The sequence below is a fragment of the Gordonia soli NBRC 108243 genome, assembly GCF_000334455.1.
Classification (GTDB): Bacteria; Actinomycetota; Actinomycetes; order Mycobacteriales; family Mycobacteriaceae; genus Gordonia; species Gordonia soli.
Genome location: NZ_BANX01000033.1, coordinates 101,852 through 128,195, shown reverse-complemented (window position 1 = coordinate 128,195; position 26,344 = coordinate 101,852). Strand labels below are relative to the sequence as shown.

Annotated in this window: 21 protein-coding genes; 15 read left to right on the top strand and 6 right to left on the bottom strand. The window is 68.0% G+C overall.

The window, feature by feature from the left end; translation table 11 throughout:
- Positions 1 to 68 precede the first annotated feature (68 nt).
- Entirely contained in the window at positions 69 to 1,553 is a 1,485-nt protein-coding gene (locus GS4_RS20600) for a putative hexosyltransferase (RefSeq protein WP_007624221.1), read from the top strand.
- On the opposite strand, the gene GS4_RS20595 is transcribed toward GS4_RS20600, so the two are convergent.
- Entirely contained in the window at positions 1,463 to 2,293 is an 831-nt protein-coding gene (locus GS4_RS20595) for a serine aminopeptidase domain-containing protein (RefSeq protein ID WP_007624219.1), read from the bottom strand. The genes GS4_RS20600 and GS4_RS20595 overlap by 91 nt on opposite strands.
- Positions 2,294 to 2,378: 85 nt before the next feature.
- Between GS4_RS20595 and GS4_RS20590 the strand changes: the two genes are divergently transcribed.
- The 4 genes from GS4_RS20590 (at position 2,379) to hisG (ending at position 5,223) form a co-directional block, all read left to right on the top strand.
- Complete coding sequence (locus GS4_RS20590; protein WP_007624216.1) at positions 2,379 to 3,188, top strand: helix-turn-helix transcriptional regulator; 810 nt, start codon at positions 2,379 to 2,381, stop codon at positions 3,186 to 3,188.
- Between the two features lie 108 nt (positions 3,189 to 3,296).
- Complete coding sequence (locus GS4_RS20585) at positions 3,297 to 3,989, top strand: HAD family hydrolase (protein WP_174344035.1); 693 nt, start codon at positions 3,297 to 3,299, stop codon at positions 3,987 to 3,989.
- 43 nt (positions 3,990 to 4,032) lie between these two features.
- A complete protein-coding gene (locus tag GS4_RS20580) occupies positions 4,033 to 4,314 on the top strand; it encodes a phosphoribosyl-ATP diphosphatase (protein WP_500778501.1) in 282 nt (93 codons plus the stop codon).
- A gap of 63 nt (positions 4,315 to 4,377) precedes the next feature.
- Positions 4,378 to 5,223: an ATP phosphoribosyltransferase gene (gene hisG, locus GS4_RS20575; RefSeq protein ID WP_007624210.1), complete on the top strand. Its 846-nt coding sequence runs from the start codon at positions 4,378 to 4,380 to the stop codon at positions 5,221 to 5,223.
- Here hisG and GS4_RS20570 read toward each other — a convergent pair.
- On the bottom strand, positions 5,197 to 8,814 hold the full coding sequence (locus GS4_RS20570) for an ABC transporter ATP-binding protein (RefSeq protein WP_157226710.1): 3,618 nt from the start codon (positions 8,812 to 8,814) through the stop codon (positions 5,197 to 5,199). The two genes, hisG and GS4_RS20570, sit on opposite strands and share 27 nt — an antisense overlap.
- A gap of 74 nt (positions 8,815 to 8,888) precedes the next feature.
- Between GS4_RS20570 and GS4_RS20565 the strand changes: the two genes are divergently transcribed.
- On the top strand, positions 8,889 to 9,641 hold the full coding sequence (locus tag GS4_RS20565; protein WP_007624207.1) for a TetR/AcrR family transcriptional regulator: 753 nt from the start codon (positions 8,889 to 8,891) through the stop codon (positions 9,639 to 9,641).
- Here GS4_RS20565 and GS4_RS20560 read toward each other — a convergent pair.
- Positions 9,598 to 10,452 (bottom strand): thioesterase family protein, encoded by an 855-nt coding sequence (locus GS4_RS20560; protein WP_007624205.1) that lies wholly within the window; start codon positions 10,450 to 10,452, stop codon positions 9,598 to 9,600. The two genes, GS4_RS20565 and GS4_RS20560, sit on opposite strands and share 44 nt — an antisense overlap.
- A 207-nt stretch (positions 10,453 to 10,659) precedes the next feature.
- Here GS4_RS20560 and GS4_RS20555 point away from each other — a divergent pair, with 207 nt between their 5' ends.
- On the top strand, positions 10,660 to 12,297 hold the full coding sequence (locus tag GS4_RS20555; RefSeq protein ID WP_007624203.1) for a PE-PPE domain-containing protein: 1,638 nt from the start codon (positions 10,660 to 10,662) through the stop codon (positions 12,295 to 12,297).
- 4 nt (positions 12,298 to 12,301) lie between these two features.
- Here GS4_RS20555 and GS4_RS20550 read toward each other — a convergent pair whose 3' ends face one another.
- Positions 12,302 to 13,150, bottom strand: a complete 849-nt coding sequence (locus GS4_RS20550) for a RecB family exonuclease (protein WP_007624201.1) — start codon at positions 13,148 to 13,150, stop codon at positions 12,302 to 12,304.
- Between the two features lie 162 nt (positions 13,151 to 13,312).
- Between GS4_RS20550 and GS4_RS20545 the strand changes: the two genes are divergently transcribed.
- From GS4_RS20545 to GS4_RS20535, 3 genes are all read left to right on the top strand, one after another.
- Positions 13,313 to 14,143, top strand: a complete 831-nt coding sequence (locus GS4_RS20545; RefSeq protein ID WP_007624199.1) for a tRNA (adenine-N1)-methyltransferase — start codon at positions 13,313 to 13,315, stop codon at positions 14,141 to 14,143.
- 171 nt (positions 14,144 to 14,314) lie between these two features.
- Complete coding sequence (gene arc / locus GS4_RS20540) at positions 14,315 to 16,132, top strand: proteasome ATPase (RefSeq protein WP_007624198.1); 1,818 nt, start codon at positions 14,315 to 14,317, stop codon at positions 16,130 to 16,132.
- A gap of 57 nt (positions 16,133 to 16,189) precedes the next feature.
- On the top strand, positions 16,190 to 18,727 hold the full coding sequence (locus GS4_RS20535; protein ID WP_007624196.1) for an FHA domain-containing protein: 2,538 nt from the start codon (positions 16,190 to 16,192) through the stop codon (positions 18,725 to 18,727).
- Between the two features lie 57 nt (positions 18,728 to 18,784).
- On the opposite strand, the gene GS4_RS20530 is transcribed toward GS4_RS20535, so the two are convergent.
- On the bottom strand, positions 18,785 to 19,162 hold the full coding sequence (locus tag GS4_RS20530; RefSeq protein ID WP_007624195.1) for a VOC family protein: 378 nt from the start codon (positions 19,160 to 19,162) through the stop codon (positions 18,785 to 18,787).
- Between the two features lie 178 nt (positions 19,163 to 19,340).
- Between GS4_RS20530 and GS4_RS20525 the strand changes: the two genes are divergently transcribed.
- Positions 19,341 to 19,979 carry an AraC family transcriptional regulator gene (locus GS4_RS20525; RefSeq protein ID WP_007624194.1) on the top strand — a complete coding sequence of 213 codons (639 nt, stop codon included), beginning with the start codon at positions 19,341 to 19,343 and terminating at the stop codon, positions 19,977 to 19,979.
- Positions 19,980 to 20,018: 39 nt separating this feature from the next.
- Here the strand turns inward: GS4_RS20525 and glgP are convergent, their stop codons facing one another.
- Positions 20,019 to 22,727 (bottom strand): alpha-glucan family phosphorylase, encoded by a 2,709-nt coding sequence (gene glgP / locus GS4_RS20520; protein ID WP_040511229.1) that lies wholly within the window; start codon positions 22,725 to 22,727, stop codon positions 20,019 to 20,021.
- A 97-nt stretch (positions 22,728 to 22,824) separates the two neighbouring features.
- On the opposite strand from glgP, the gene dop reads away from it, so the two are divergent.
- From dop to prcA, 4 genes are all read left to right on the top strand, one after another.
- Positions 22,825 to 24,324: a depupylase/deamidase Dop gene (gene dop, locus GS4_RS20515; protein ID WP_007624192.1), complete on the top strand. Its 1,500-nt coding sequence runs from the start codon at positions 22,825 to 22,827 to the stop codon at positions 24,322 to 24,324.
- 153 nt (positions 24,325 to 24,477) lie between these two features.
- Positions 24,478 to 24,669 (top strand): ubiquitin-like protein Pup, encoded by a 192-nt coding sequence (locus tag GS4_RS20510; RefSeq protein WP_007624191.1) that lies wholly within the window; start codon positions 24,478 to 24,480, stop codon positions 24,667 to 24,669.
- Complete coding sequence (prcB, locus tag GS4_RS20505) at positions 24,666 to 25,544, top strand: proteasome subunit beta (RefSeq protein WP_007624190.1); 879 nt, start codon at positions 24,666 to 24,668, stop codon at positions 25,542 to 25,544. Before GS4_RS20510 ends, prcB begins: the two co-directional genes overlap by 4 nt.
- A complete protein-coding gene (gene prcA / locus GS4_RS20500) occupies positions 25,541 to 26,341 on the top strand; it encodes a proteasome subunit alpha (RefSeq protein WP_007624188.1) in 801 nt (266 codons plus the stop codon). Before prcB ends, prcA begins: the two co-directional genes overlap by 4 nt.
- Positions 26,342 to 26,344: the final 3 nt, after the last annotated feature.

Here is a 26,344-nt window from a genome sequence, read left to right as displayed (position 1 = left end):
GCGGGGGAGCCGGCAGCAGGCTCCCACCGGGCTCCCATCGGACTCCCAGGTTCCCGGCCGATGCTCGGATGATGACCTCGACTGTCGACATCCCGCGCGGTGACCGTGCGGTGACCGAAGCGCCGGCCGACGGCGCTGCCTCCCATTCGCTCGATGCTGCCCGGTCGGCGCCGCCGCCGCGTTGGCTCCGCTGGTCGGTGCTGGCCGGCATCGTCGCGATCGCGATCGGTGTCCGGCTCCTGTTCCTCGACCAGCAGACGATGGACTACCAGGCGTTCCTCAGTCGCTGGTACCAGACCCTGGACACCCAGGGGTTCGGCGCCTTTCGACAACGGTTCGCCGACTACAACTACCCCTACCTCTACCTGCTGTGGGTGCTGACGGTGCTCAATGTACCGGCGTTGATCGGTGTCAAAGCGCTCTCCATCACATTCGACTTCCTGTTGGGATGGTTCGCGTACCGGATCGTCGGACTGCGCACCGACCGGTTCTGGTTGCGCGCTGCGGGTTTCGGCACGATCGTGCTCCTACCGTCGGTGGTCGCCAACAGCTCGTACTGGGGCCAGGCCGACGCGATCTACAGCGCATTCGCAGTGGGTGGCATCTACTTCCTGCTGCGGGCCCAGCGTGACCACCTCGTCCGGTACTCGGTATGGGCCTGCGTGTTCTTCGGGGTGGCCGTCGCGTTCAAACTGCAGGCGGTTTTCGTCATGCCGGTCCTGGTATGGCTGCTGTTGCGACGCAGGCTGCCGTGGTACTCCCTTCTCGCCATCCCGGTGGTCTTCCTCGCGCTGGACGTCCCGGCCGTGCTGGCGGGTGCATCGTGGTCGACGGCATTGTCGGTGTACCTGGATCAGACCGGCTCGTATCAGCAATTGACCCTCGGCGCCGCGAATCTCTACCAACTGATCCCGATCGAGGGCGACGCGACCTGGCTCGCACACATCGGTATCGGCGCGGCGTTCGCGGTGGTGGCTCTGTTCTTCGGCTGGACGCTGTGGAGGCGTCCGCCGGTGACCCCGACGACGATCCTGGTGGTGGCGACGGCCGGCGCGGTGGTGATCCCGTTCCTGTTGCCCGCGATGCACGATCGGTATTTCTACGCCGCGGAGGTCCTGACCGTGGTCACCGCGTTCTACTTACCGCTGCGGTTCGTGCTGATCCCTATTCTGGTGCAGGCGGCTGCGATCGGGGTGTACCACTCGTCTCTGACCGGTGACCAGGGGCAGGCGATGGGTGGTGGTCCGGGCGCAGGTGGCCCCCGGGGTGGCGGCGCAACCGATGCCGGTCTGGCGAACGCCGGCGCCAGACCTTCGGGACCCTCAGGACACGGACCCGGAGAGGCAGCCGGGTCCCGTCCGGGCGGAGGTGACGGTGGTGGCGGTCGACAGCCCACCGTGACCGGGGCCGGTCGAGGTGGCTCCGGGTACACCTCCGGCCGCGGCGACACCGCGCTGTCGATCTACGCGTCGATGATGGGGCTCGCGGTGCTCGGCATCGTGTACGCGGTCGGCGACTCGTTCCGGCGGGCCCGTGCGGTGTTCTCCCGGTGAACCCACCAATCACGCACTCGCGCGACGACCGGCTGCGGGGTCCGGGCCCAGCGGATGTGGTCCAGAGAGCCGCCCTCCGGGCGGTCGGCGTCGCCGTACGTCCAGACCGTGCGCGCAGCGGCGGCGATGGCCGACTCGAGGTGTCGGGCGGCGGGCGCCGACACCAGAGCGTCACCGGCGAGCCGGATCGACAGCGTCGGGGTGGTCACCCGACCGTCCACCGGGAACGGCGCCTGACCGCTGAGCACCATCCGAGCCCACTCGCGCATCAGGGTGCGCGGTGCGGGCGCGCCGAACCCGGGGGTCGGCCAGTACCCTGCGGTCGCGGTGCGGATGACGACGGCCTCGGCGACCGCGAGCTCGCGCACACCACACCACGGGTAGTGGCGGAAATGCGGAATGCTGCCCGCGACCGTGACGATGCCGTCCGGCTGCTGCGGGTTGGTGGCGGCCAGGTGGATCGCGAGTTGGGCGCCGAGGCTGTGTCCGACCACGATCACCGAGCCCGAGCGATCGGCACGGACCCGCCGGACAGCTGCGGCGAGGTCCGCGCTCTCGTCGGCGTAGGACCAGTCGTTGCGCCGTGAGGGTGCGTCCGATCCATCGTCGATCCCGCGCCGGGCCACCACCTCGGCCGACCAGCCGACGTCGGCGAACGCGGCGACCAGATGGCGATAGACGCGGGCCGGCACGGCCATGGCGGGGGAGACGAGGACGGTCGGCGGTCTGGAGTCGGTCATGACACCAGCGTGGGGGCCGCGCCGAACCGAGACCACTACCTCCGAGGTAGTCGTCGGGCCGCGCGGTGACTCCTAGGATGACCGCATGACGGTCGGTGTCGGTGAGCTGCTGCGGCAGTGGCGTGCGCGCCGATCGCTCAGTCAGCTCGACCTCGCCTACGACGTCGGCGTCTCGCCCCGCCACCTGTCCTTCGTCGAGACCGGTAAGTCGACCCCGAGTCCAGCTCTGCTCGACGCACTGTCACAGCGTCTGGACATCCCACTGCGCGAACGCAACTCGTTGCTGCTGGCCGCCGGTCACGCGCCGCGTTACTCCGAGGCGCCGCTCGGGGACGCCCAGCTCGCTCGGGTGCAGGAGAGCGTGCAAAGGTTGCTGGACGCTCACGACCCCTACCCGGGCGTCGCGTTGGACAGGACGTGGGACGTGGTGCTGGCGAATCGCGCCGCGACCCGACTGATCGGCCTGTTGCCCGAGCACCTCGCACAACCACCGCTCAATCTGTTCCGCGCGTCGCTGCACCCGGACGGTCTGTCCGGGTACACCCGGAACTTCGACGAATGGGCGATCTACCTGGTCGGCTTGCTCCGACGGATGAGTCGGGTCACCGGCGACCGGCGACTGGTCGCACTGGAGGCGGAGGTCGCCGACTACGCGACCGTCCGCGCACTGGAGCGACCCGGCAGCCGGGGGCGCAGTCGCGCCGTCGACGAACTCCTGATCCCGTTCGAGCTCGATCTGGGCGGATCGATCCTCTCCTTCTTCACCACGCTGACCACCTTCGGTTCGCCGCTGGACATCACACTCGACGAGATGACCGTCGAGCTGTTCTACCCCGCAGACGACGCGACCGAGCACGCCATCCGGACTGCGACGGTCGGCGCGGGTCACGAGTGACCGCTCTCGTGACCGGACGCACAGGCCGCCGGGTGGTCGGCGCGTGTGCCGCTCGGCCATGATGCAGAGGTGACCACCTCTGCATCGCCCGCCGCGGTCCTCTGGGACATGGACGGCACCCTGCTGGACACCGAACCCCTGTGGGACGTCGCCATGGCGGACCTCGCGCGCCGGCACGGCGTCGAGATGTCGACCGAGCTGCGTGAGTCCACCCTCGGCAACTCGCTGGAGGATGCGATGGCGAAGGTGTTCGACGCGGCGGGGCTCGACCCCGAGGCGCGCGACCATCCGGGTGAGGCCCGCTGGGTGCTCGACCGTGTCACCGAGCTGTTCGCCGACGAGTTGCCCTGGCGGCCCGGCGCGCGGGACACCCTCGACCTCGTCGCAGCGGTCGGCATCCCGATGGCGCTCGTCACCAACACGGTCCGGGAGCTGACCGACGTCGCGCTGCGCACCATCGGAGTCGAGCGGTTCACCGCGACGGTCTGCGGAGACGAGGTGCCGGTCGGCAAGCCCGCGCCGGATCTCTACCTACGAGCGGCCGACCTGCTCGGAGTCGATCCGGGAGCTTGTGTCGCCGTCGAGGACTCACCGACCGGGAGTGCCGCGGCGACCGCAGCGGGCTGCCCGACATTGGTCGTGCCCTCGGCGGCGCAGGTGCCCGACGGCCCTCTGCGCACGTTCCGGACCACACTGGTCGGGGTGACCGTCGACGACCTGCGCGCCGTCGTCGGGGTCGGCGACACAGAGGTGGGCATCGCGGCTGCCACATCCGGCGACGTGCGCGCCGGACGACGGTGATCGAGCGCGGCCGCACACCTGCGCACCGGCGGTCGTTCCGGTCGTGGGAGAATCGTCATCCGTGAAGACCTTCGACGAGCTGTTCGCCGAATTGAGCGACAAGGCGACCACACGCCCCGCGGGTAGCGGGACGGTCGCGGCGTTGGACTCCGGCGTGCACACACTCGGGAAGAAGATCATCGAAGAGGCCGGCGAGGTCTGGCTGGCAGCCGAGCACGAGTCCGACGAGGAGTTGGGCGAGGAGATCTCGCAACTCCTGTACTGGCTGCAGGTGATGATGGTCAAGCGTGGACTGTCGCTCGACGACGTGTACCGCCATCTGTAGCCGACCCACACCGGGTCGGCCACGTCTCCTCCCCACACGTCCGATCAGTGAGGATCCACCACGATGTTGCGTGTCGCCGTGCCCAACAAGGGCGCGCTCTCCGAATCCGCCGCCGCGGTGCTTGCCGAGGCCGGTTACCGTAAGCGGTCCGATTCCAAGGACCTGACCGTTCTCGACAACGCCAACGATGTCGAGTTCTTCTTCCTCCGTCCCAAGGACATCGCCATCTACGTCGGCGAGGGCACGCTCGATCTCGGGATCACCGGCCGCGATCTCGCCGGTGACTCCGGCGCAGCGGTTGACGAGGAACTGGCGATGGGCTTCGGGTCGTCGACCTTCCGCTACGCCGCGCCTGCAGGGCGCGACTGGACCGTCGCCGATCTCGAGGGCACCCGGATCGCGACGTCCTACGCCAACCTGGTGCGTGCTGACCTCGACTCCCGCGGGATCTCCGCGGAGATCATCCGACTCGACGGCGCTGTCGAGATCTCCATCCAGCTGGGTGTCGCCGACGCCATCGCGGACGTCGTCGGTTCCGGTCGGACGTTGCGCCAGCACGGACTCGTCGCGTTCGGGGAGTCGCTGTGCGACTCCGAGGGTGTGCTGATCAGCCGGGCGGGGACGGAGAACGACAAGGCTGCCCGACAGTTCGTGAAGCGAGTGCAGGGTGTGGTCTTCGGCCAGCAGTACGTGATGATCGACTACGACTGCCCGCGTGCGCTTCTCGACAAAGCGGTCGAGATCACTCCCGGGATCGAGTCGCCGACGGTTGCCCCGATGGCGGACGAGGACTGGGTCGCCGTACGTGCACTGGTCCCACGGCGCGCACACCAGAACCTGATGGACGAACTCTCCGAACTCGGGGCGCGCGCGATCCTTGCGTCAGACATCCGCTCCTGCCGGTTCTGAGGTGGTCCGGTCGCTCGGGACGTCCAGCATCGTGGTGGGCGGGCCGACGCCGGTCACCCGTCCGCCGTCGAGGACGACCACCTGGTCGACCCGGTGGAGGGTGTCGAGCCGGTGCGCGATCACGATGACCGTCCGCCCCGACATCAGCGACGCCAGCGCCTGCTGGATTCGGGACTCGGTCGTCGGATCCACCGACGCGACAGCCTCGTCGAGTACGACCACGGGCGAGTCCTTGAGCAGGGCGCGGGCGATACACAGCCGTTGGCGCTGACCTCCGGAGAGGTCGGTGCCGCCATCGGCGAGCACTGTGTCGAGACCATCGGGCAGAGCGGCCACCACATCGGCGCAGGCCGCTGCCTCGAGCGCCCGCCAGATCTCGGCGTCGGTCGCGTCGGGCTGCCCGATCCGCATGTTGAATGCAACCGTGTCGCCGAAAAGGTAGCTGTCCTGGTACACCGTGGTCACCAGCCGCATCACCGACTCGGTGCCGAGTTCGCGTACATCGACGCCGTCGATGCGAACCGCGCCATCGGTGACGTCCCACAGCCTTCCGACGAGGTTGGCCACCGTGGTCTTACCTGCTCCCGAGGAGCCGACCAATGCGGTGATCGTCCCGGCCGGTGCGGTGAAAGAGACGTCGTGGAGGACGAGGTGGTCGTGGGGACGGATGCTGTCGGGGACATTCCGGTACGCGAAGTCGACGGCGTCGAACTGCACGGTCGGCGGAATCGTCTGGACCGACCGGGGTTCGAGTGGCTCCGGCAGGATCGGCTCGTCCCAGATCTCACCGATCTTCGCGGCGATCTCCTGTTGGTTGCGACGGTAACCCGCGAGTTCGTTGAGTTGCTGGATCGGTTGGTACATCACCAGACTCAGCATCAGGAAGATGAGCAGCACCGAGGCACTGACCCCACCGCCGGTGTACAGCGCCGCGCCGACGACGATCGTGAGGACCAGCCCGAGCTCGACTGCGACCGACCCGATCGCGGTGGACGGTAGGGCGCGCACCGACATGGACACGCTCGCCGACCGCAGCGATTCGACCGCGGCACGGTACCTCGTCGTCAGCTCCGACTCCGGGGCGGAACGGATGACCGCCGCGCCGCGGGCTTGTTCGAGCAGGGCGGCCCCGGCCGCCGACCGCGCTTGGTGGACGTCGGCGAACGCTCGGTGGTAGACACCATCGCTGACCGCGGTCGCAACGAGGAAGATCGGCAATCCCGCAAGGGCGCAGAGTGCCAGCCGCCAGTCGATGACCATGAGAGCGGCACCGAGATAGACCGGCTGGAGTACCGCCGAGGTGAGCATCTGCGGGACGTTCTGGAAGTCGATCATCGTGGTGTCGGAGGTGATGACCGATGCGGTGCGGCTCGGCTCGGCTCGATCGAAATAGCCCAGTGGTACCCGTCTGAGTCGCTCGATGAGCGAGAGCTGGAGGTCGGCCTTGCCGCGCGCTGCGATGGTGAAGACGGTCCGGTTCGCCCAATGTGCGGCCAGGAGTCGCGCCAGGATGCCGAACACGACGAGTCCACATGTGGCCCACACCTGGCCGATGGTGACCGGGTCGCCACCGGACGCGGCGTCGATCGCGTTGTCGAGCAGCAGATACACCGCGAGGATCGGGACACCGCGAACCAGGCCCTCCAGCAGCAGGCGGGGCAGGCCCCGGCGGAGGAGATCCGCTCGGCCGCGACCGAGAAGGACCTGCCACTGCCGGAGGAATCCCATACCGCCGATCCTCGGACGGACCATCGACAGAGCGGCCCGGTCCCATTCGTCGAGCGCCGCGTCGTCGCGGCGAGGCGGCGGTTCCGGTGCATCTGCGGCGGTCGCATCGGTCGCGGCATCGAGCTGCCAACCGGCGGCGTTCTCGTAGTCACGCCACAGATCTCGGTATCGGTCGTCGGCCAGCAGCTCGTGGTGCGCGCCCCGTGCGGCCACACCACCGTCGGCGATCAGCACGATCTCGTCGGCATCTCGGATGGTCGCGAGGCGATGGGCGATGGCGATGGTGGTTCGACCCGCAGTGAGCTCCCGGATGGCCTTCAGCGTCGCAGCCTCGGTCCTGGCGTCGAGGGCTGCGGTGGCCTCGTCGAGAACGATCACTTCGGCGTCCTTGAGCAGAGCCCGAGCGATCGAGACCCGCTGGCGCTGACCGCCGGACAAGCCACCGTCGCCGGAGCTCAGCACAGTGCGCCAGCCGTCGGGCAAGGTGGTCGCCAGGTCGGTCAGCTCGGCGGCGTCGGCAACTGCGAGCACCTCCTCGTCGGTCGCATCCGGTCGAGCGATCCGGATGTTGTCCATCAGGGACGCGGCGAAGAGATACTCATCCTGCTGTACGAAGGCGACGAGTGTGACGAGATCCTCCGTGGTGAGGCTGCGGACGTCGACGCCACCGATCGTGATCCGGCCCGCGTCGGGGTCGGCGAAGCGGGCGAGCAATCTCCCCATCGTCGACTTCCCCACACCGGTGGCACCTACCACCGCGACGGTCGAACCCGCCCTGACGACGAGGTCCAGGTCATCGAACACGACTTCGTCGCCGTAGGCGAAACGTACCCGCTCGAAACGGATCTCGACCGGACCACTCGAATCCGGTCGTCGGGGCGAGGTCGGTTCGGCGAGGTCGGGCTGGACGAGCAACTCGCCGACTGCGGCGCCGGCGAACTGCAGCCGGGTGATGATGGTGGCCAGGACCCCGACGAGCCCCATGAGAGGGCTCAGGTAGGCCAAACCCAGCACCAGGAAGAGCGCGAGCACGCCGAGATCGATTCCACCCGAGACGAATCGACTACCCGCCACCGGGATGAGCAATGCCACGGCGAGTCCGGCCAGCGCACTCATCGCCGACACCACCCAGACCAACGGGCCCCGGGCCAGCCGCTGCTGTGCATCGAACGAGTCCACGATGTCCCGCTTGGCCTGGTGGTACCCGGCATCCGGGCGGAGATATCCACGGATCACCTTGATTCCCTGCAGAAATCCCATCACTGAGTTGTTCATCCGCGCGATGATCCCCAGGAACTCGACGTTCGACTTCTGTGCGCGACTCATGCCATATCCGCTGACGACCACCACGATGACCAGCGCAGCGAGGGCCACAAGCGCGAGCCGCCAGTCGACGAAGAACAACAGGGCGGTGGTGGTGATCGGAACGGCGATGGCTGCGGCCAGGTCGGGAATACCGTGTGCCAGCGCCTCTTCGAGCTGTTCGACATCGTCGCCCAGGGTCTTCTTCAGTTCGCCGACCGGGCGTCGCCGGACCGCATCGAGCGGCATGCGGCGCAGTCTCGCGACGAGTTCGAGACGCAGATCTGCCAGGACGCGGTAGGCGGTGACGTGCGCGAGGTGACTGCTCGCTGCCGACAGAACGGATCGTCCGACGAGTGCGGCGCCGACGGCCGCGGCGATGGTCCAGACGCGTGTGGAGTCCGCCGCTCCGTCGAAGAGGGTCACGGTGATCGCGTACACGGCGACGTAGGGCGCCAGGGCGAGCGCGCCCGCGATGACCGCCAGCACGGCCGATGAGCCGAAGGCAAGCGTGTGACGACGAATGATCGACGAGAGGGTTGTCGGTGCTGTCTGCGGCATGAAGGCAACCCTAAGTTCAGGCGACTCAAAAATCAACGCTGCGTGTAATAAACGGTCGGCGTAAGTTCTAACCGATGACCGAGACAAGCTCCGGGCCCGGGCTGCGTAAACGCGGACGGCCGCCCAAGCACTCCGGACGGCCCCCGCTCACCAAGGATGCGATCGGGCGGGCCGCGTTGGAACTCGCCGGCGTCGAGGGGTTCCCGGCGCTCACGATGCGCCGACTCGCTGCAGAGCTGGGCGTCACCGTGCGTGCCCTGTACAACGTCATCGATGACCGGCAGGAGGCGGTGGACCTCGCCGCGCAAGAGCTCGTCGACCGATTGCCACGTCAGGATCTGGACCCTGCTCGCTGGCGCGACTCGATCCGACAGTGGTATCGGGCGGCGCGCGCCGCCTATCGACCTCTCGCCCGCGCGCTGTTGATCTCGCTCGACGAGACGCCCACGCCGGGCATGGTTCCGGTCCAGCGGATCATGGACAGCGAGGCCACCATCCGATTCCTCACAGACATCGGCCTGGACTCGTACGCGGCCAATGAGGTGCGTGGGCACCTGCTCCTCGATGTCTTCGCCTTCAGTCTTCTCATCGACTACCGGGTCGATCGGACCCCAGAAGAATTCCGCACCGAACTGGCGCGGCCGGTACCCCGGTCATGGCTCGACGCGAACCCGGCTCTACACGCGCCGCTGCTGCGTGCGCTCACCGACGAGCAGCTCCCGCAATCCGACGACCTGTTCGAATCGATGGCGACCCGGACGATTCGCTACATCGAGTCGTTGCTCAGCGACCGACCAGCAGCACCGTCTGCGCCGATCGACCGATGAAGCCCGAGGTGTCGTAGAGGTCGGCGAAGGTGGCGCCGAAGCCCTCGCGCCCGACGGCCATGTCGGCGTCGATGCCCAACCACGGACCTTCCGGCGTCGAGGTCAGATGCACCGTGGTGTCGGTGTTCATCCACGTCCACTCGTCCGGCCGCAGACGGGTGCCCATCCCGTTTGCGACGTCCAGCACGGTGAATTGCGACTCCAGGTCGGAGGTCTCCTCACCGTCGACGAGGGGGATCGTCGGCCGTAACCACACCGCGGGTGTGTCGCCGTTGCGTCCGGGTACCGTCACCGACTCGACGGTCCCGATGAAACCGACCGTGCCCCAGGCGACCCCGTTCTCGGAGTCGGTGGGGAACCCGATGATCGACTCGCGTTCGCCGGGGAGGGGGCCGAGTGGTGCGCGAGGTCCGCGGGCGATGGCCGACGAGTCGCCGGTCTTGAGACGCCAGCCGACCGAGCGGGCGGCCGTCCGGTAGGTCCCGTCCTCGCGGCGGACGTCCAGGTTCGCCTCGACCATGGCGATCTGGCGGCCGGGTCGCACGACGCGACTGCGTACCCGGTTGATGCCGAGCCCGATCGGACCGAGTATCTCGGTGGTGACCCGCGTGAAGTGGTGTGCGGGATCGGGATCCGCGCGCAGGAGGGCACGCATGAGAAGGCCTGCCGGCGGGCCGCCGTGCTGCATGGTCGATGCCCACACGCTGACCGTGGCACCGGTCGGCTGAAAGTACTCGACGGACTCGGAGCCGCTGTCGTGATCGTCGTCGGTTGTCGGCCGCGAGGTGGGCAGGAAGTAAGCCGTCTCCATACTGCGCACTCTATGCGGATCAGCATAGTCCGCGGACACAGGGGCATCGGCAGTCGTGTGCATCGATAAGGTGAATTGATCTGCATCCTGTGTGTTCGAGATGCAGAGATGATTCACCATGGTCGAGAATAGTTGCTATCGAGAAGAACTCATGTCGCCCCTCGCTCCTGCCCCGGATGTTCGGCGACCGATGTGAGGAGGATCGACGTGCACGGATTCCGACCCGTCCTGGTCTCCGCCGCGCTGGGATGCAGTCTGCTGCTCGGCTCGGTTGCAACCACCGACGCATCGGCGATGACGGTCACCGCGGCCCCGGTGCTGTCACCCGAGACGATCGCGACGATTGCCGAACTGAACGCGCAGGGGGCGTTCCGCGCGGCAGAGCCGGACGACGGCCTGGGACCCGACTGGTTGTCGACGACGTTCCCGCACGCGTCCGACGACACCGTCGTGGTGGTCACCCCGGGGACGTCGGACGGCTCACTCTATCCGCGTATCAAGGGGATTCGCTTCGGCCGCGAGACCCTCATCATCGACTACCCTGAATCCCTCGGTCCCCTCATCGGCGGCAGATCGGGTGCCATCCTGCCGATCTTCGCTCCCACGTACGACAGGTCGAAGGCGATCGCCATCGCGCGTAACCGTGCGGTGATGCGGGCGTTCGCACACCAACAGGCGGGGGCGCCGGGGATCGTCTACACCGGGTTCTCGCAAGGCGCCGACTCGTTGGGCGATGCAGCCGAGGCAGCAGTCGCCGACGGAGAGATCGACATCGTGAACTCGATGATCCTGTTGATCTCGGATCCGCGCGGTCCGTGGGGCCTGAAGGCGTGGGCGGCCGACCGCCCTCCGGTGGGGACGTTGTTCGACCGGCTCGGCGCGCGATCGAACGGAGCTCGGGATCCCGCGGCCACCGGGCCGACGCTGCCGGTGACGTCGGTGATCGTGGTCGGTGATCCGGTCGCCAACTTCCAGTGGGCCTGGGACCGGCCGCTCACCTCGCTGCTGGTCGACGCGGCCGGGTTCGTCGCGATCCACACCGGTCTCGGCCCGGAGAACTACGGCAACCTGATCGACTACACACGTCCACCGACAACTCTGTACAGCCGGGATGGCAACACGACCTACGTGGTCTACCAGCCCGAGCATCACCCGTTGACCCTGCTGTCGATGATGGCGCACAGGACGCTCGGGGTGGTCCAGAGCGAAGCGGAGTTGGCCAGACTCGACCGGATCAACGACGACTTCTATCCGCTCCGGATGCCGGGTGTCGACAACGCCGCGGTCGGCGTGACCTCGACGCCACCCACGGGGCGGTCGACCGGACCGACGCCGACCGCGACCGATGCCGTGCGACCGACTGCGGACCCGTCGACCTCGCCGGCGCCGGCCTCCGGCGGACCTCCCACGGCCGGTCCGGACGCGGTCACGCCGGAATCGTCCGCGCCAGAGTCGACGACGCCTCCGGTCGGCGAGGGGGACGCGTCGGAGCCGGCCCACGACGGATCCGAGTCGACCGACGGATCCGAGTCGACCGGACCCGACGGTGGTGACGGCGGTGCCGCGCCGACGACGGACACCCCGGAGGTGCCGTCAGCCGAATCAGGAGCCGCCGGCGGCCACTCGGCGTCACCCGGTTCCACCGACGGTGGTGGCAACGACCCGGGGACCGGTGGCGAATCGGCGGGGGCGTCGAGCGGCGATGGCACGGACACATCGTCGAGCGCGACCGGAGCGAACGGCAGGGCGTCGGATCCGGGGACGTCCGGGCCGACCGCCGGCGACCGCGGGTCGTCCGAGTCCGCGAACTCGTCGGGATCCGGTGGCTCGGGGGAGTCCGACTGACCTGTCAGGCGGTGTGGGCGGTATCGGGTGGCCCTGGATACGGAGGAACGGTTCCGCCGAACTCCGGGCAGCGGTCCTTGTGCTCGCACCAGGAGCAGAGGCGCGACCGCTTGGGCCGGAAGTCACCCGAGGCGACTGCGGCACGGATCGCGGTCCAGATCGCCTTGAGGGTGCGGGCGAAGCGTTCCAGTTCGTCTCGATCGGGCTCGTAGACGAGCTGTTGGCCATCGGACAGATACATCAGCTGCAGCCTCCGCGGGACCACGCCGCGGGTTCGGAGGATGGCCAGCGCGTAGAACTTCATCTGGAACAGGGCCTTGGACTCGAAGGCCTCACCGGGTGCCCGCCCGGTCTTGTAGTCGACCACACGGATCTCCCCGGTCGGTGCGACGTCGACACGGTCGATGAAGCCGCGCATCAGGACGTCGTCGGTGTCGATCTCGACGTGCAGTTCCCTGGCCTCGGCGTCGAACGCGGTCGGGTTCTCCATCGTGTAGTACGTCGCGATGAGCTTGTGGGCGTCGGCGAGGAACGCATCGGTGCGGTCCTCGCCGATCACCTCGAGGAGCTGCGGATCGGCCTCACACAGCGCGGCCCACGCGCCCTCGACGAGGAGATCGGCAGACTCCCGCGTCCGCAACTGCGCAGGCAGGTCGAACAGGTTCTCCAACGCGGCGTGCACGACGGTGCCGCGGGTCTGTGCGGTGGTCGGTGTCTCCGGGAAACGATCGATGGCGCGATAGCGGTAGAGCAGGGGGCACTGCTTGAAGTCCGCGGCCCGCGACGGCGACAGCGCCAGCGGGCGTCGGACCAGGCCACGGGAGTCTGCCCCGGCGTCGATCGTCGTGCTCACACCTGGCACCCTAGGACCCGACACCGACACCGCGTGCGATCGACACGTCCGCGTGCGTCGCTCCGCACCACCGTCCCGACGGCCGGGTGCAGCAGCCGACCGCGACAGGGTGTCGCCGACAGACGGTCCGGTGCGTACCACCGAGAAACGAGCAGGAGTTCGATGCCGACCACGGGTCCCTTCGCCGTCGGCGACCGGGTTCAACTGACCGACGCCAAGGGACGGAAGTTCACCGTCCTGCTGGAAGAGGGCAAGCAGTTCCACACCCACCGTGGCGCGATCGCCCACGACGACCTGATCGGTGCCCCCGAGGGTGGCCTGGTGTCGGCGACCAGCGGCACCCAGTACCTCGCGCTCCGGCCCCTCCTCGTCGACTACGTGCTCTCGATGCCGCGCGGCGCCCAGGTCATCTACCCCAAGGACGCCGCGCAGATCGTGGTCGAGGGCGACATCTTCCCGGGTGCCCGGGTGCTCGAGGCCGGTGCCGGCTCCGGCGCGCTGACCTGTTCGCTGCTCCGTGCGGTCGGTCCGGAAGGGTCGGTGGTCTCGTATGAGGTCCGCGACGATCACGCCGAGCACGCTGTGCGGAATGTGGAGACCTTCTTCGGCGGGCGTCCCGACAACTGGGACATCGTGATCGGCGACCTGGCCACGCACGACCCGGCCCAGCAGTTCGATCGCATCGTCCTCGATATGTTGGCGCCCTGGGAGCCCCTGGACGTGGTCTCGGCGACGTTGCAACCAGGGGGAGTGCTGGTGGTGTACGTGGCAACCGTCACCCAGTTGTCCCGGATCGTGGAGGCACTCCGTGCGCAGGAGTGCTGGACCGAGCCGCGTGCATGGGAATCCCTGGTCAGGGAGTGGAGCGCGGTGGGGTTGGCGGTTCGGCCCGAACACAACATGCGAGGCCACACGGCGTTTCTGGTCACCGCGCGTCGACTCGCGGACGGGACCACGACCCTGCGCCCGCAGCGTCGGCCCACCAAGGGCTGACCACAGTACGCCGTCGACGATCGAACATCGCGAATACGTTGCGAAGACGTCGATTTAACACGCCCACAACACCGAGTGCAGCGCGGTGCGGGGCGATTTCGGCGTCGCCCCGGTAGCGTGGAGACACAGTGCAGACACCTGGTAGGTGTCCGCCGGGGAGAGGAGTCAGCAATGACCGAATCCGAACGCGATGACATCGCAGGTGGCCAGTCGCCCGAACCCAACGGTGACCGCCGAGATCGTCCCGGGGCGAGCAATGGTCCGGACGACACGTTCACGCCCGCGTACTCCGCGCCCCGTGCCCGGCCGCAGGCCGACCGTCCGTCCTTCGGCCGAGCGACCTCGGAGCCGACGGACCTGCAGGAACGCGTCGACAACCTGACCGCCCGCAACGCCAAGCTGCTCGAGACCCTGAAAGAGGCCCGCCAGCAGTTGGTGGCACTCCGGGAGGAGGTCGACCGTCTCGGCCAGCCGCCGAGCGGGTACGGCGTCCTGCTCGAGATCTACCCCGACAGCACGGTCGACGTGTTCACCTCGGGACGCAAGATGCGCCTGACGTGCTCGCCGAACATCGACGTGGATGCCCTGCGCAAGGGGCAGACGCTGCGCCTCAACGAGGCTCTGACCATCGTCGAGGCCGGCGAGTACGACTCGGTCGGCGAGATCAGCACCTTGCGCGAGGTCCTCGGCGACGGCCGCCGCGCACTCGTGGTCGGCCACGCCGACGAGGAGCGCGTGGTCTGGTTGGCCGAGCCGTTGGTCGGCGAGGTCGAAGGGGAGGACGGCAAGAAGCGTTCGCTGCGCCCGGGGGACTCCCTGCTCATCGACACCAAGGCCGGTTTCGCCTTCGAGCGGGTGCCCAAGGCCGAGGTCGAGGACCTGGTCCTCGAGGAGGTCCCGGACGTCGGGTACGAGGACATCGGTGGTCTGGGCAGGCAGATCGAGCAGATTCGCGACGCGGTCGAGTTGCCGTTCCTGCACAAGGACTTGTTCCGGGACTACTCGCTACGTCCGCCCAAGGGTGTCCTGCTCTACGGGCCTCCCGGTTGCGGCAAGACGCTGATCGCGAAGGCGGTCGCGAACTCGCTGGCCAAGAAGATCGCCACCTCGCGCGGCGACGATGCGAAGGAGGCCAAGTCCTACTTCCTGAACATCAAGGGCCCGGAGCTGCTCAACAAGTTCGTCGGTGAGACGGAGCGGCACATCCGGCTCATCTTCCAGCGTGCACGCGAGAAGGCGTCCGAGGGCACCCCGGTGATCGTGTTCTTCGACGAGATGGACTCGATCTTCCGGACCCGCGGCTCGGGTGTGTCCTCCGATGTCGAGACGACGGTCGTCCCGCAGCTGTTGAGCGAGATCGACGGTGTCGAGGGACTCGAGAACGTCATCGTGATCGGTGCATCCAACCGCGAGGACATGATCGACCCGGCCATCCTGCGGCCTGGTCGTCTCGACGTGAAGATCAAGATCGAGCGGCCCGATGCAGAGTCCGCGATCGACATCTTCTCCAAGTACCTCGTGGAGCAACTGCCCGTGCATGCGGACGATCTCAACGAGTTCGGCGGCGACCGCACGGCCTGCATCAAGGCGATGATCGAGAAGGTCGTCGAGCGGATGTACGCCGAGAGCGACGAGAACCGGTTCCTGGAGGTCACCTACGCCAACGGCGACAAGGAGATTATGTACTTCAAGGACTTCAACTCGGGCGCGATGATCCAGAACGTCGTCGACCGCGCCAAGAAGTACGCGATCAAGTCGCAACTGGACACGGACCAGCCCGGACTACGGGTGCAGCATCTCTTCGATTCGATCCTCGACGAGTTCGCGGAGAACGAGGACCTGCCCAACACCACCAATCCCGATGACTGGGCCCGGATCTCGGGCAAGAAGGGTGAGCGGATCGTCTACATCCGCACACTGGTCACGGGTAAGAGTTCGGGCGCGAGCCGTGCGATCGACACCGAGACCAACACGGGGCAGTACCTGTAGTCCGACCAGCCGACACACCACCCGGGGACGGTCGCCGAGGCATTAGAGTCATCCCTGATGAACAGGCCTGCGACCGCCCCCTGGCGGGTGACCGTGGACGGCGCGACCCACCAACTCGGTGCGACGCCCCGCGTCACCATCGGGCGGACACCCGAGAACGACATCGTCGTCAACCATCCGTTGGTGTCTCGGCGCCATCTCGCCATCGAGTGGCGGGGGAGCGGGTGGGTGCTGGCAGATGTCGGTAGCACCAACGGCTTCTTCGTGGGCGGGCAACGCCTGCACGAACTCCCGCTGACCGACGCGATCGAGGTCCGCCTCGGCGACGCGGCGACCGGTCCGGTCGTCGGATTCGCCGCCGATCAGCATCACCTCGGTGGGCCGCTCGCACAGGGGCACGCTCACCCGACCCCGTTCGTGGCTCATCCACCCTCCGGTGGCGTCCCGCCCTGGCCCGCACCCGGTCCGGTGCAGACACCGTACAGAGCTCCGTCGTCTCGCCCCATGCCACCGGTTCCGCCCGGCGCGGTGGTCCCACCGGGCCCGCACCAGCCGGCACCGGTTCTCGCGCAGGTGCCGAGGGAACTGCGCAACGCCCCCCATCTCCAGGCGTTACAGCAGAACGTGTCGTCGGTCATCCAGTTCGCGGGTGCCCCACCGGGAGCCGGTCGCGAGGGGATCGCGTTGTCGGGTGCGCAGACCATCGGCCGCACGCCCGACAACGACATCGTCGTCAGCGACGTCCTCGCCTCCCGTCATCACGCCCGGGTGTCGGCGCGTCCGGACGGTCTGTTGATCGAGGACCTGGGCAGCGTCAACGGCACCTTCGTCAACGGTCGGCGTATCTCGGGACAGCTCCTCACCGAGAACGACGTCGTGACCATCGGTAACAGCGATTTCGTGGTCTCCGGTGGCCTCCTGATGCGTGGGCAGGCCCAGGCTGCAGTCGCCGACGGCGTCCACGTCCATGCGGTCGGTCTGGTCGTCGACGGCGGCAAACGGTTGCTCGACGACGTCGAGTTCAGTGCCCGGCCGGGCACGCTGACCGCGGTCATCGGACCATCGGGTGCGGGCAAGTCGACGGTGTCGAAGATCGTGGCCGGCCTGAACACACCATCGAGCGGGCAGGTCACATTCGAGGGCCGCAACGTGCACGCGGAGTACGACGCCCTCCGCACCCGCATCGGTATGGTGCCGCAGCGAGATGTGTTGCATCACAAGCTGACCCTGCGCCAGGCACTTCGCTATGCCGCCGAGCTCCGTCTGCCGCCGGACCTCAGCCGAGACGACCGCGACTCGGTGATCGCCGGGGTCCTGGAGGAACTGCAGCTGCTCGAGCACCTCGACACCCGGGTCGACAAGTTGTCGGGCGGTCAACAGAAGCGCGCGTCGGTCGCGATGGAGTTGCTGACCGGTCCGTCACTGCTGATCCTGGACGAGCCGACGTCGGGTCTCGATCCCGCGCTCGATCGCCAGGTGATGGCCACTCTGCGGCGTCTCGCCGACGCCGGTCGGGTCGTCCTGGTGGTCACGCACTCACTGACCTATCTCTCGATGTGCGATCAGGTCCTGTTGCTGGCCCCCGGGGGCAAGACCGCCTACTGCGGACCACCGGCAACGGTCGGCGCCGAGATGGGCACCACCGACTGGGCGGAGATCTTCGCCTACGTCGCAGACCAGCCCGACGCAGCTCACGCCGCGTACCTGAGTCGGCACCGACACACCGGTGCGCCGCCACCCGCGATCCCGCCGGCCGGACCGTCACCGACCGTCTCGCAGACCAGCGGCCTGCGGCAGTGCAGCACCATCGCGCGCCGACAGGTCCGGCTGATCTTCGCCGATGTCGGCTACCTGGTCTTCTTGATCCTGATGCCGATCGTCCTGGGCCTGCTCACGCTGGTCATCCCGGGTTCGGCCGGATTCGGGGTCAACACGGTCCAGGAGAGTGCCGGCGAAGCGCTGCAGATCCTGGTGATCCTCGTGGTCGGGGCGACCTTCATGGGGGCGGCCCTCACCGTCCGAGATCTGGTCGGCGAGCGCGACATCTACGAACGTGAACGGGCGGTCGGGTTGCGACCCGGGGCGTATCTCTGGGCGAAGGTCGTCGTCTACTTCGTCGCCGCGGTCATCCAGACCGCGGTGATGGTCGCGATCACTTTTGCCGGGCGAGGCCTGCCGGAGCAGGGCGTGCTGCTCCCGGCGCCCGTGGAGCTGTTCATCGCGGTCGCCGTGCTCGCATGCGTGAGTGCGCTGGTCGGGCTGGCGATCTCGTCGGTGGTCAAGTCGAACGAGCAGACCATGCCGCCGCTGGTGATCATCGTGATCTCACAATTGGTGTTCTGCGGCGGCCTCTTCCGCCTCTCCACCCCGGGCCTCGAACAACTCTCCTGGATCTTCCCGTCCTACTGGGGCTACACGGCGTCGGCGGCCGCGGTCGATCTCAACCGCATCGCGCCGTTGGCACCGCAGACCCGCGACGCGACTCTGTGGGCGCCGGAACCGGAGAACCTGGGCCTGGCCTTCGGGGTGCTCGTCCTCATGGCGATGATCTTGGCGGGGGTCACCTATTCGCGGTTGCGGCTGCGTCGTCGCTGACGCTCGCCGGGGCGGTATGGCCCCGAGTCGGCACGATGTACGAGTTCGTAGAGCGCCTCAGCCTGCGTGGGGATCCTGTTGCATCGCCCCGATCGTGTTACCGCTCGGATCCGTGAAGAAGATCAGGTGTCCGACCCCGGCAATCGTGTGCCGTGGCAGCACGATCTGGCCGCCCGCTCGGAGCGCACTTTCCGCGACCGCGTCCACGTCGGAGACCGAGAACGTCGCCTCCGTTCCGTCGACGACTCGCCCGGCGAGCGGGCGTGACTGCTGCAGTGCTCCGTTCACCGGTCCGCCGGTGTCGATCTTGTAGAAGCCGGGCGGTCCCCAGGCAGAGAACTCCCAGTCGAAAACGGACTGGTAGAACGTCTTGCTCGCCGCCACATCTGCGGCGTTGATGGCGAAATGCATCAGGTGATTGTGATTTGTCGTCATGGGTCCATGTTGTTCCCGACCTCGAGTGGCACGCAATCTGTATTCTGACAATTTATGTCGCAGATACGACATACCCGGCGAGCCGCTCGTCCGGGCGTATGCCGTCACGCACCCGCCGGGGCGAGCGCACATCGCCATCGAACCGGGGTGGTCCCAACTCCTCTCCGCGACAGCCGGTGTGATCACGGTTCGGGGGCCGGCCGAGGGTTGGACGGTTCCGGCGGACCGGGCCGCATGGATCCCCGCGGACAGCGACGTCGTCATCGAGAACACGCGGTCGGTGTCCGTGCGCGTGCTCTACTTCCACCGCACGGTCGCGACCCCACCCACACTCGACAACGGGGTCCGTGTGATCGCGTTGTCGTCCTTCGGTCGTGAACTTCGCGACCACATCGTCGCCCGAGCGCCCCTGCATCACGGTGACGCCGTGTCGGAGGCCTTGACCACGCTTGTCGTCGACCAGATCGTGGAAGCCCGCGATGCGAGTCTCGGACTGCCGCTGCTGACTTCGGCGATCGGTGTCGCCTTCGCCGCTGCCGTGGCCGAGAACCCGGCCGCTCCGGTGACCGAGATCGCCCGCGCCCTGGCGGTCTCGGTCCGGACGCTGGAACGTGCGGTGCTCACCGAGACCGGACTGGGTGCCGGGGCCTGGCGTCGACGCGCCCGAATCCTGACGTCCATCGATGCCCTCGTGGCGACGCGTTCGGTGACCGAAGCCGCCGTTGCAAGTGGGTATTCGACGCCATCGGCCTATGTTGCTGCATTCTCTGGTGAACTCGGATCGACTCCCCGACGGCACCTGCTGTCGGACCGGTGACCGCACCCCGCCGATTGTCGGTTGCCGCCCGCGACGGGATTATCCGTCGGCGTCGTCGGCGCTCCCCGACGGATAGCGGACCAGGCCGAGCTCGGCGTCGTCGGTGAGCTGCGGGTGCCGTGGCAGCACCCTCGCGGTGTACCCGAGTCGACCGGACCGATCCGGAGTGACCTCGGTATCGAACAGCGTCCGTCCCGACGGGTCGCCCTCCGGCAGGGGCGCCATCTCGACGATCGTCGGTTCGACGAGACTTCCCTCGTCGTCCACCGGACCGATGAGTGCCTGCACCTTCACCCGCGACGGGGCGAGGCCGGCCAGCGCGACGTGCGCCGTCAGCCGGACGCCGGCCCCCATGACACCGGGACTCGCGGCATCGGCTGCGGAGGAGTCGCCGTCACCGGCACCACCCATGGAGTCGTCCACGCCCGCGATCGCGACCGCAGACCAGGCGGTCGTCGCGGCGGTGCGATATCGGGCGAGGTCGCGCGCCGCGGCGTAGGAGTCTGCGGTGATCGCCGCGGCCGACTCCGCCGCCGGCGTGTACAGCGCTGCCGTGTAGTCGCGCACCATCCGGGACGCGGACACCTGCGGTCCCAGATGGTCGAGCGTGTGCCGCACCATGTCGGCCCAGTGGTCGGCGGTGTTCGCACCCGCTGCGCCGACCGGATCGTAGAAGCCGGGGATGACCGTCCGTTCCAGCAGCGTGTAGAGCGCCTCGGCCTCGAGGTCGTCGCGTCGATGCTCGTCCGCGCCCTCGGCCGACGGTATGGCCCAACCGTTGTCGCCGTCGGCCATCTCGTCCCACCAGCCGTCGAGAATGCTGAGGTTCAGTCCGCCGTTGAGTGCGGACTTCATCCCCGACGTGCCGCACGCCTCCAGCGGACGCACCGGATTGTTCAGCCACACATCGCATCCGGCGTAGATGGCCCGTGCCATGGAGATGTCGTAGTCGGGAAGGAAGACGATCCGGTGCCGGATGGCCGGATCGTCGGCGAATCGCACCATCTGCTGGATCAACGACTTGCCGCCGTCGTCGGCCGGGTGGGCCTTGCCGGCGATCACCAACTGGATGGGCCGGTCGGCGTCGGTCAGCAGCCGGCGCAGGCGGTCCTGATCGCGCAACATCAGGGTCAGTCGCTTGTAGGTCGCTGCCCGACGGGCGAACCCGATGGTGAGCACATCCGGATGGAAGACCTCGGCGGTCCACGTGAGCTCGGCGTCGGTGAACCCACGATCCAGTCCGCTGCGTCGGGTCCGGCGCCGGACCTCGGTCACCAGGGCGCCGCGCAACTCGGTACGGATACGACGGATCTCGCCGGCCGACAATCCCGCTGCGCCCGTCGACGGCCCGGACTCGGTGTCGGCCCGGTCGGCGGTCCGGGTGGCGGTGTCGGATGGGTCGCCGTTGGGTGAGTCGCCGTTGGGTGAGTCGCCGTCGGATGGGTCACCGAGACGGTCCAGCCACGCTCGCGCCGTCCAGGTCGGTGCGTGCACGCCGTTGGTCACGGAACCGATCGGCACCTCGGGCGCGTCGAAACCCGGCCAGAGGTCGGTGAACATCTCCCGGCTGACCTCGCCGTGCAACCGCGAGACGCCGTTGCTGCGCTGGGCGAGCCGAAAACCCATGTGCGCCATGTTGAACACCGCCGGGTCCGGCTCATCGCCCAGGGCCAGGACGATCGATGGGTCCACACCGGGCAGCACTGCAGAACTCCCGTGGGAGTCGATGCGCAGATGATCTCGGACGAGGTCGAGGGGGAAGCGGTCGATACCGGCCGGAACCGGGGTGTGGGTGGTGAAGACGGTGGACGCCCGGACCACGGCCTCCGCGGAGCCGATGTCGAGGCCGGCGGGCCCGTCGACGAGCTCTCGGATGCGCTCCACACCGAGGAAGCCGGCATGGCCCTCGTTCATGTGGAACACGGTCGGGTCCGGCAGCGCCCGGATGCGGGTGAACTCTCGGATCGCGCGCACGCCGCCGACGCCCAGGAGCAACTCCTGCTTGATCCGCTTGTCCTGGTCACCGCCGTAGAGACGGTCGGTGACCGACCGCAGTTGCTCGTCGTTGACGGGGAGATCGGAGTCCAGGAGCAGCAAGGGGATCCGGCCCACCGTGGCCACCCACACGTGGGCCCGCAGGTCGCGATCGTCCGGCATCGGGATGGTGATCACGACGGGCTCGTCACCGTCGGTGAGGCGGGTCAGGGGGAGTGCGGTGGCGTTGTTGACCGGGTAGCGCTCCACCTGCCACCCGTCGGCGGTGAGGCTCTGCCGGAAGTACCCCGACCGGTAGAACAGTCCGACGCCGATCAACGGGACACCTAGATCCGACGCGGCCTTCAGGTGGTCGCCGGCGAGGATGCCGAGACCGCCGGAGTAGATGGCTAGCACCTCGGAGATGCCGAACTCCATCGAGAAGTACGCGATGCGCGGAGTCGTCGGACGACCATCGGCGAACCGATCGAACCACCTCGGCTGGGTCAGGTACTTCTCTAGGTCGGCTCGGACCTCGGCGAGTTCATCGCGGAAACCCTGGTCAGCGGCCAGTTCGGCCCATCGGGCGCCGTCGACTTCGGCCAGCAGGTGCAGCGGATCCGGGTCGCGTGCCCAGCGCTCGGGATCCACCCGGGCGAACAGGTCCTGGGTCGGCGCGTGCCAGGCCCACCGCAGATTGTGGGCGAGGGCGTCGAGGGCGGCGAGGGAGTCGGGCAGGGGGACGCGAACGGTGAACCGGCGGAACGCTTTCACGCGCCGAACGCTACCCATGCCGAGGCCGTCGCGCGATCCCTGCACGGCAGTTCACCCGGCGGACCGCTTCCGGCCCGGCTGCATCTACCCTCGTAGCATGCAGCGAATCATCGGCACCGAGGTCGAGTACGGCATCTCCGCTCCCGGCGACCCGACCGCGAACCCGATCATGACCTCGACCCAGGCAGTCCTCGCCTACGCGGCCGCCGCCGGCATTCCACGGGCCAAGCGCACCCGGTGGGATTACGAGGTCGAATCGCCGCTGCGGGACGCGCGCGGATTCGACCTCGGTCGTGGATCGGGCCCGGCGCCGATCATCGACGCCGACGAGATCGGTGCCGCCAACATGATCCTCACCAACGGTGCCCGCCTCTACGTCGACCACGCGCATCCGGAGTACTCGGCACCCGAGGTCACCGATCCACTCGACGCCGTGATCTGGGACAAGGCCGGAGAGCGGGTCATGGAAGCGGCCGCCCGGCACGTCGCAAGCGTCCCTGGCGCACCGAAGCTGCAGTTGTACAAGAACAACATCGACGGCAAGGGTGCCTCGTACGGCACACACGAGAACTACCTGATGAACCGCGACACCCCGTTCACCGCCATCATCGCGGGCCTCACCCCGTTCTTCGCTTCGCGTCAGGTGATCACCGGATCGGGCCGTGTCGGCATCGGACAGTCCGGTGACGATGCCGGATACCAGCTGTCGCAGCGGTCGGACTACATCGAGGTCGAGGTCGGACTCGAGACCACCCTCAAGCGCGGCATCATCAACACCCGCGACGAGCCACACGCCGATCCCGAGCGGTACCGCCGGCTGCACGTGATCATCGGCGACGCGAACCTCGCCGAGACGTCGACCTATCTCAAGGTCGGCACCACGGCGCTGGTCCTGGACCTCATCGAGGCGGGCGTCGACCTCTCCGACCTCGAGTTGGCGCGTCCGGTCCAGGCGGTGCACACCATCAGCCACGACCCCGGACTGACCGCGACCGTGGCCCTGACCAGCGGTCGGGAACTGACCGGACTGGCCCTGCAGCGTGAATACCTCGCCCGCTGCCAGAAGTTCCACGACGCCGAACACTCCGACGACGAGCGTGCAGCACACGTACTGGCCACTTGGGCCGACGTACTCGACAAGCTCGAGCGCGACCCGCTCGAGTGTGCCGACATCCTCGACTGGCCGGCCAAGCTCCGTCTGCTGGAGGGTTTCCGCCAGCGTGAGGGATTGGGGTGGTCGGCGCCGCGCCTGCACCTGATCGACCTCCAGTACTCCGACGTCCGGTTGGACAAAGGGCTGTACAACCGCCTCGTCGCGCGGGGTTCGATGCGACGCCTGGTCGACGAGAACGACGTGACCGCGGCGATCACGACGCCGCCGGACAACACCCGCGCCTACTTCCGTGGTGAGTGCCTGCGACGGTTCGGGGCCGATGTCGCGGCGGCGAGCTGGGATTCGGTGATCTTCGACCTGGGCGGCGACTCACTCGTGCGCATCCCGACCCTCGAGCCGTTGCGCGGTAGTCGGGCCCACGTCGGCGAGCTGCTCGACTCCGTCGACTCCGCCGCCGAACTCGTCGAGCAGCTCACCACCTGACCGGCCTGCCGGTGCCGGTGAGGCGGCGCGCCTCACCCCGTCGGGCTTCACCACGCCGGGGCCTGCTCGCCGGTAGGGTGTCACTACGCGATTTCGAATTCTCGACGCGGACACTGATGTCCCGTTCGGGCGGATCGGTCAAGGAGGCAGCAGATGGCGCAGGAACAGACCAAGCGCGGTGGCGGCGACGACGATGGTGACATCGGTTCGGATGGCGGTGCCGGTCAGGAACGACGCGAGAAGCTTGCCGAGGACACCGACGACCTGCTGGACGAGATCGACGACGTGCTCGAGGAGAACGCCGAGGACTTCGTGCGCGCATACGTGCAGAAGGGTGGCCAGTGAGCGGCGGATTCGACTCCCTGCCCCCGACCCCTTCGCATCGCCACTCGCCGTCCTACGGCGCCGACATCTCGTCGTTCAGCGAGTTCCTGCGCGTCCACGCGCCGGATCAGTTGCCGCAGAGTCGGGCTGACCGGTTGACCGGCTTCGCGAGCGGAGTGGACACCGGCGACATCCCACACGGGACGACGATCGTCGCCGTGTCGTACCCCGGCGGGGTGATCCTCGCGGGCGACCGACGTGCGACGGCGGGCAACCTCATCGCCAACCGGGACGTGCAGAAGGTGCACATCACCGACGAGTACTCGGCCGCCGGTATCGCCGGCACCGCCGGGATCGCGTTGGAGATGGTCCGGTTGTTCGCGGTGGAATTGGAGCACTACGAGAAGATCGAGGGCGTCTCGCTGACGCTCGACGGCAAGGTGAGTCGCCTGGCGTCCATGGTGCGCGGCAATCTCGGTGCGGCACTGCAGGGGCTGGCGGCCATCCCGCTGCTGGTCGGCTTCGACAGCGACCACGACGACCCGACCGAACGTGGCCGGATCTTCTCCTTCGACGTCGCGGGCGATCGGCACGAGGAGTTCGGCGGGTACACCTCGATCGGCTCCGGTTCGGTGTTCGCCAAGTCGTCCTTGAAGAAGCTGTACCGAGCAGACCTGGATGCGGCATCTGCTCTCGCGATCGCGGTGGAATCGCTCTACGACGCGGCCGACGACGATTCGGCGACCGGTGGCCCGGACATCGTCCGGGCGATCTACCCGACCGCGGTGACCGTCGGACCCGACGGCGCTCACGAGGTGGGTCAGGCCGCCATCGAGGAGGCCGCGCGCGCGGTGATCGAACGTCGGGCCGCGGAACACGAAAGGGGAGCGCTGTGACCTTCCCGTATTACGCCAGTGCCGAGCAGATCATGCGTGATCGCTCGGAGTTGGCGCGTAAGGGCATCGCACGTGGCCGCAGCGTCGTGGCCCTGACCTATGCCGACGGGGTGCTGTTCGTGGCCGAGAACCCCTCCAACACGCTCCGCAAGGTCAGCGAGATCTACGACCGGATCGGCTTCGCGGCGGTCGGCAAGTACAACGAGTTCGAGAGCCTGCGCAAGGCAGGCATCCAGCTCGCCGACATGCGCGGCTACAGCTACGACCGTGCCGACGTCTCGGGGTTGTCGCTGGCCAACGCGTACGCGAACTCGCTGGGCGCGGTCTTCACCGAGCAGCCCAAGCCCTACGAGGTCGAGCTGTGCGTTGCCGAGGTCTCCAAGCCGGGCAAGCCGAAACCGTCTCAGCTGTACCGGATCAGCTACGACGGTTCGATCTCCGACGAGACGCGGTTCCTGGTGATGGGCGGCGCGACCGAGTCGATCGCGGCGGCGCTGCGTGAGAACTACGCGCCTGATCTGGATCTGGAGGCCGCGGTCCGGCTGGCCGTCACGGCATTGCAGACGCCACCCGAGGCTGCCGGAAACGGCTCGTCGACATCGGCCACGGCGCAGCCAACCCCCGAACCGCGGGTGCTGCAGGCGGGTGACCTCGAGGTCGCCATCCTCGATCACAACCGGCCGCGTCGTGCGTTCCGGCGCTTCTCCGCGGTGACCGTCGAAGGCCTGTTGCCGACGGTCGCGGCGGCCGAATCGGTGGACGATGCCTCTGCCGACACGGACGGAAGCGAGTCCTGACCA

Bases quoted from the DNA above. Each gene is read 5' to 3' on its own strand.
- GS4_RS20600 (WP_007624221.1), top strand. From the start codon at position 69: ATGATGACCTCGACTGTCGACATCCCGCGCGGTGACCGTGCGGTGACC.
- GS4_RS20595 (WP_007624219.1), bottom strand. From the start codon at position 2,293: ATGACCGACTCCAGACCGCCGACCGTCCTCGTCTCCCCCGCCATGGCC.
- GS4_RS20590 (WP_007624216.1), top strand. From the start codon at position 2,379: ATGACGGTCGGTGTCGGTGAGCTGCTGCGGCAGTGGCGTGCGCGCCGA.
- GS4_RS20585 (WP_174344035.1), top strand. From the start codon at position 3,297: ATGGACGGCACCCTGCTGGACACCGAACCCCTGTGGGACGTCGCCATG.
- hisG (WP_007624210.1), top strand. From the start codon at position 4,378: ATGTTGCGTGTCGCCGTGCCCAACAAGGGCGCGCTCTCCGAATCCGCC.
- GS4_RS20570 (WP_157226710.1), bottom strand. From the start codon at position 8,814: ATGCCGCAGACAGCACCGACAACCCTCTCGTCGATCATTCGTCGTCAC.
- GS4_RS20565 (WP_007624207.1), top strand. From the start codon at position 8,889: ATGACCGAGACAAGCTCCGGGCCCGGGCTGCGTAAACGCGGACGGCCG.
- GS4_RS20560 (WP_007624205.1), bottom strand. From the start codon at position 10,452: ATGGAGACGGCTTACTTCCTGCCCACCTCGCGGCCGACAACCGACGAC.
- GS4_RS20545 (WP_007624199.1), top strand. From the start codon at position 13,313: ATGCCGACCACGGGTCCCTTCGCCGTCGGCGACCGGGTTCAACTGACC.
- arc (WP_007624198.1), top strand. From the start codon at position 14,315: ATGACCGAATCCGAACGCGATGACATCGCAGGTGGCCAGTCGCCCGAA.
- GS4_RS20535 (WP_007624196.1), top strand. From the start codon at position 16,190: ATGAACAGGCCTGCGACCGCCCCCTGGCGGGTGACCGTGGACGGCGCG.
- GS4_RS20530 (WP_007624195.1), bottom strand. From the start codon at position 19,162: ATGACGACAAATCACAATCACCTGATGCATTTCGCCATCAACGCCGCA.
- dop (WP_007624192.1), top strand. From the start codon at position 22,825: ATGCAGCGAATCATCGGCACCGAGGTCGAGTACGGCATCTCCGCTCCC.
- GS4_RS20510 (WP_007624191.1), top strand. From the start codon at position 24,478: ATGGCGCAGGAACAGACCAAGCGCGGTGGCGGCGACGACGATGGTGAC.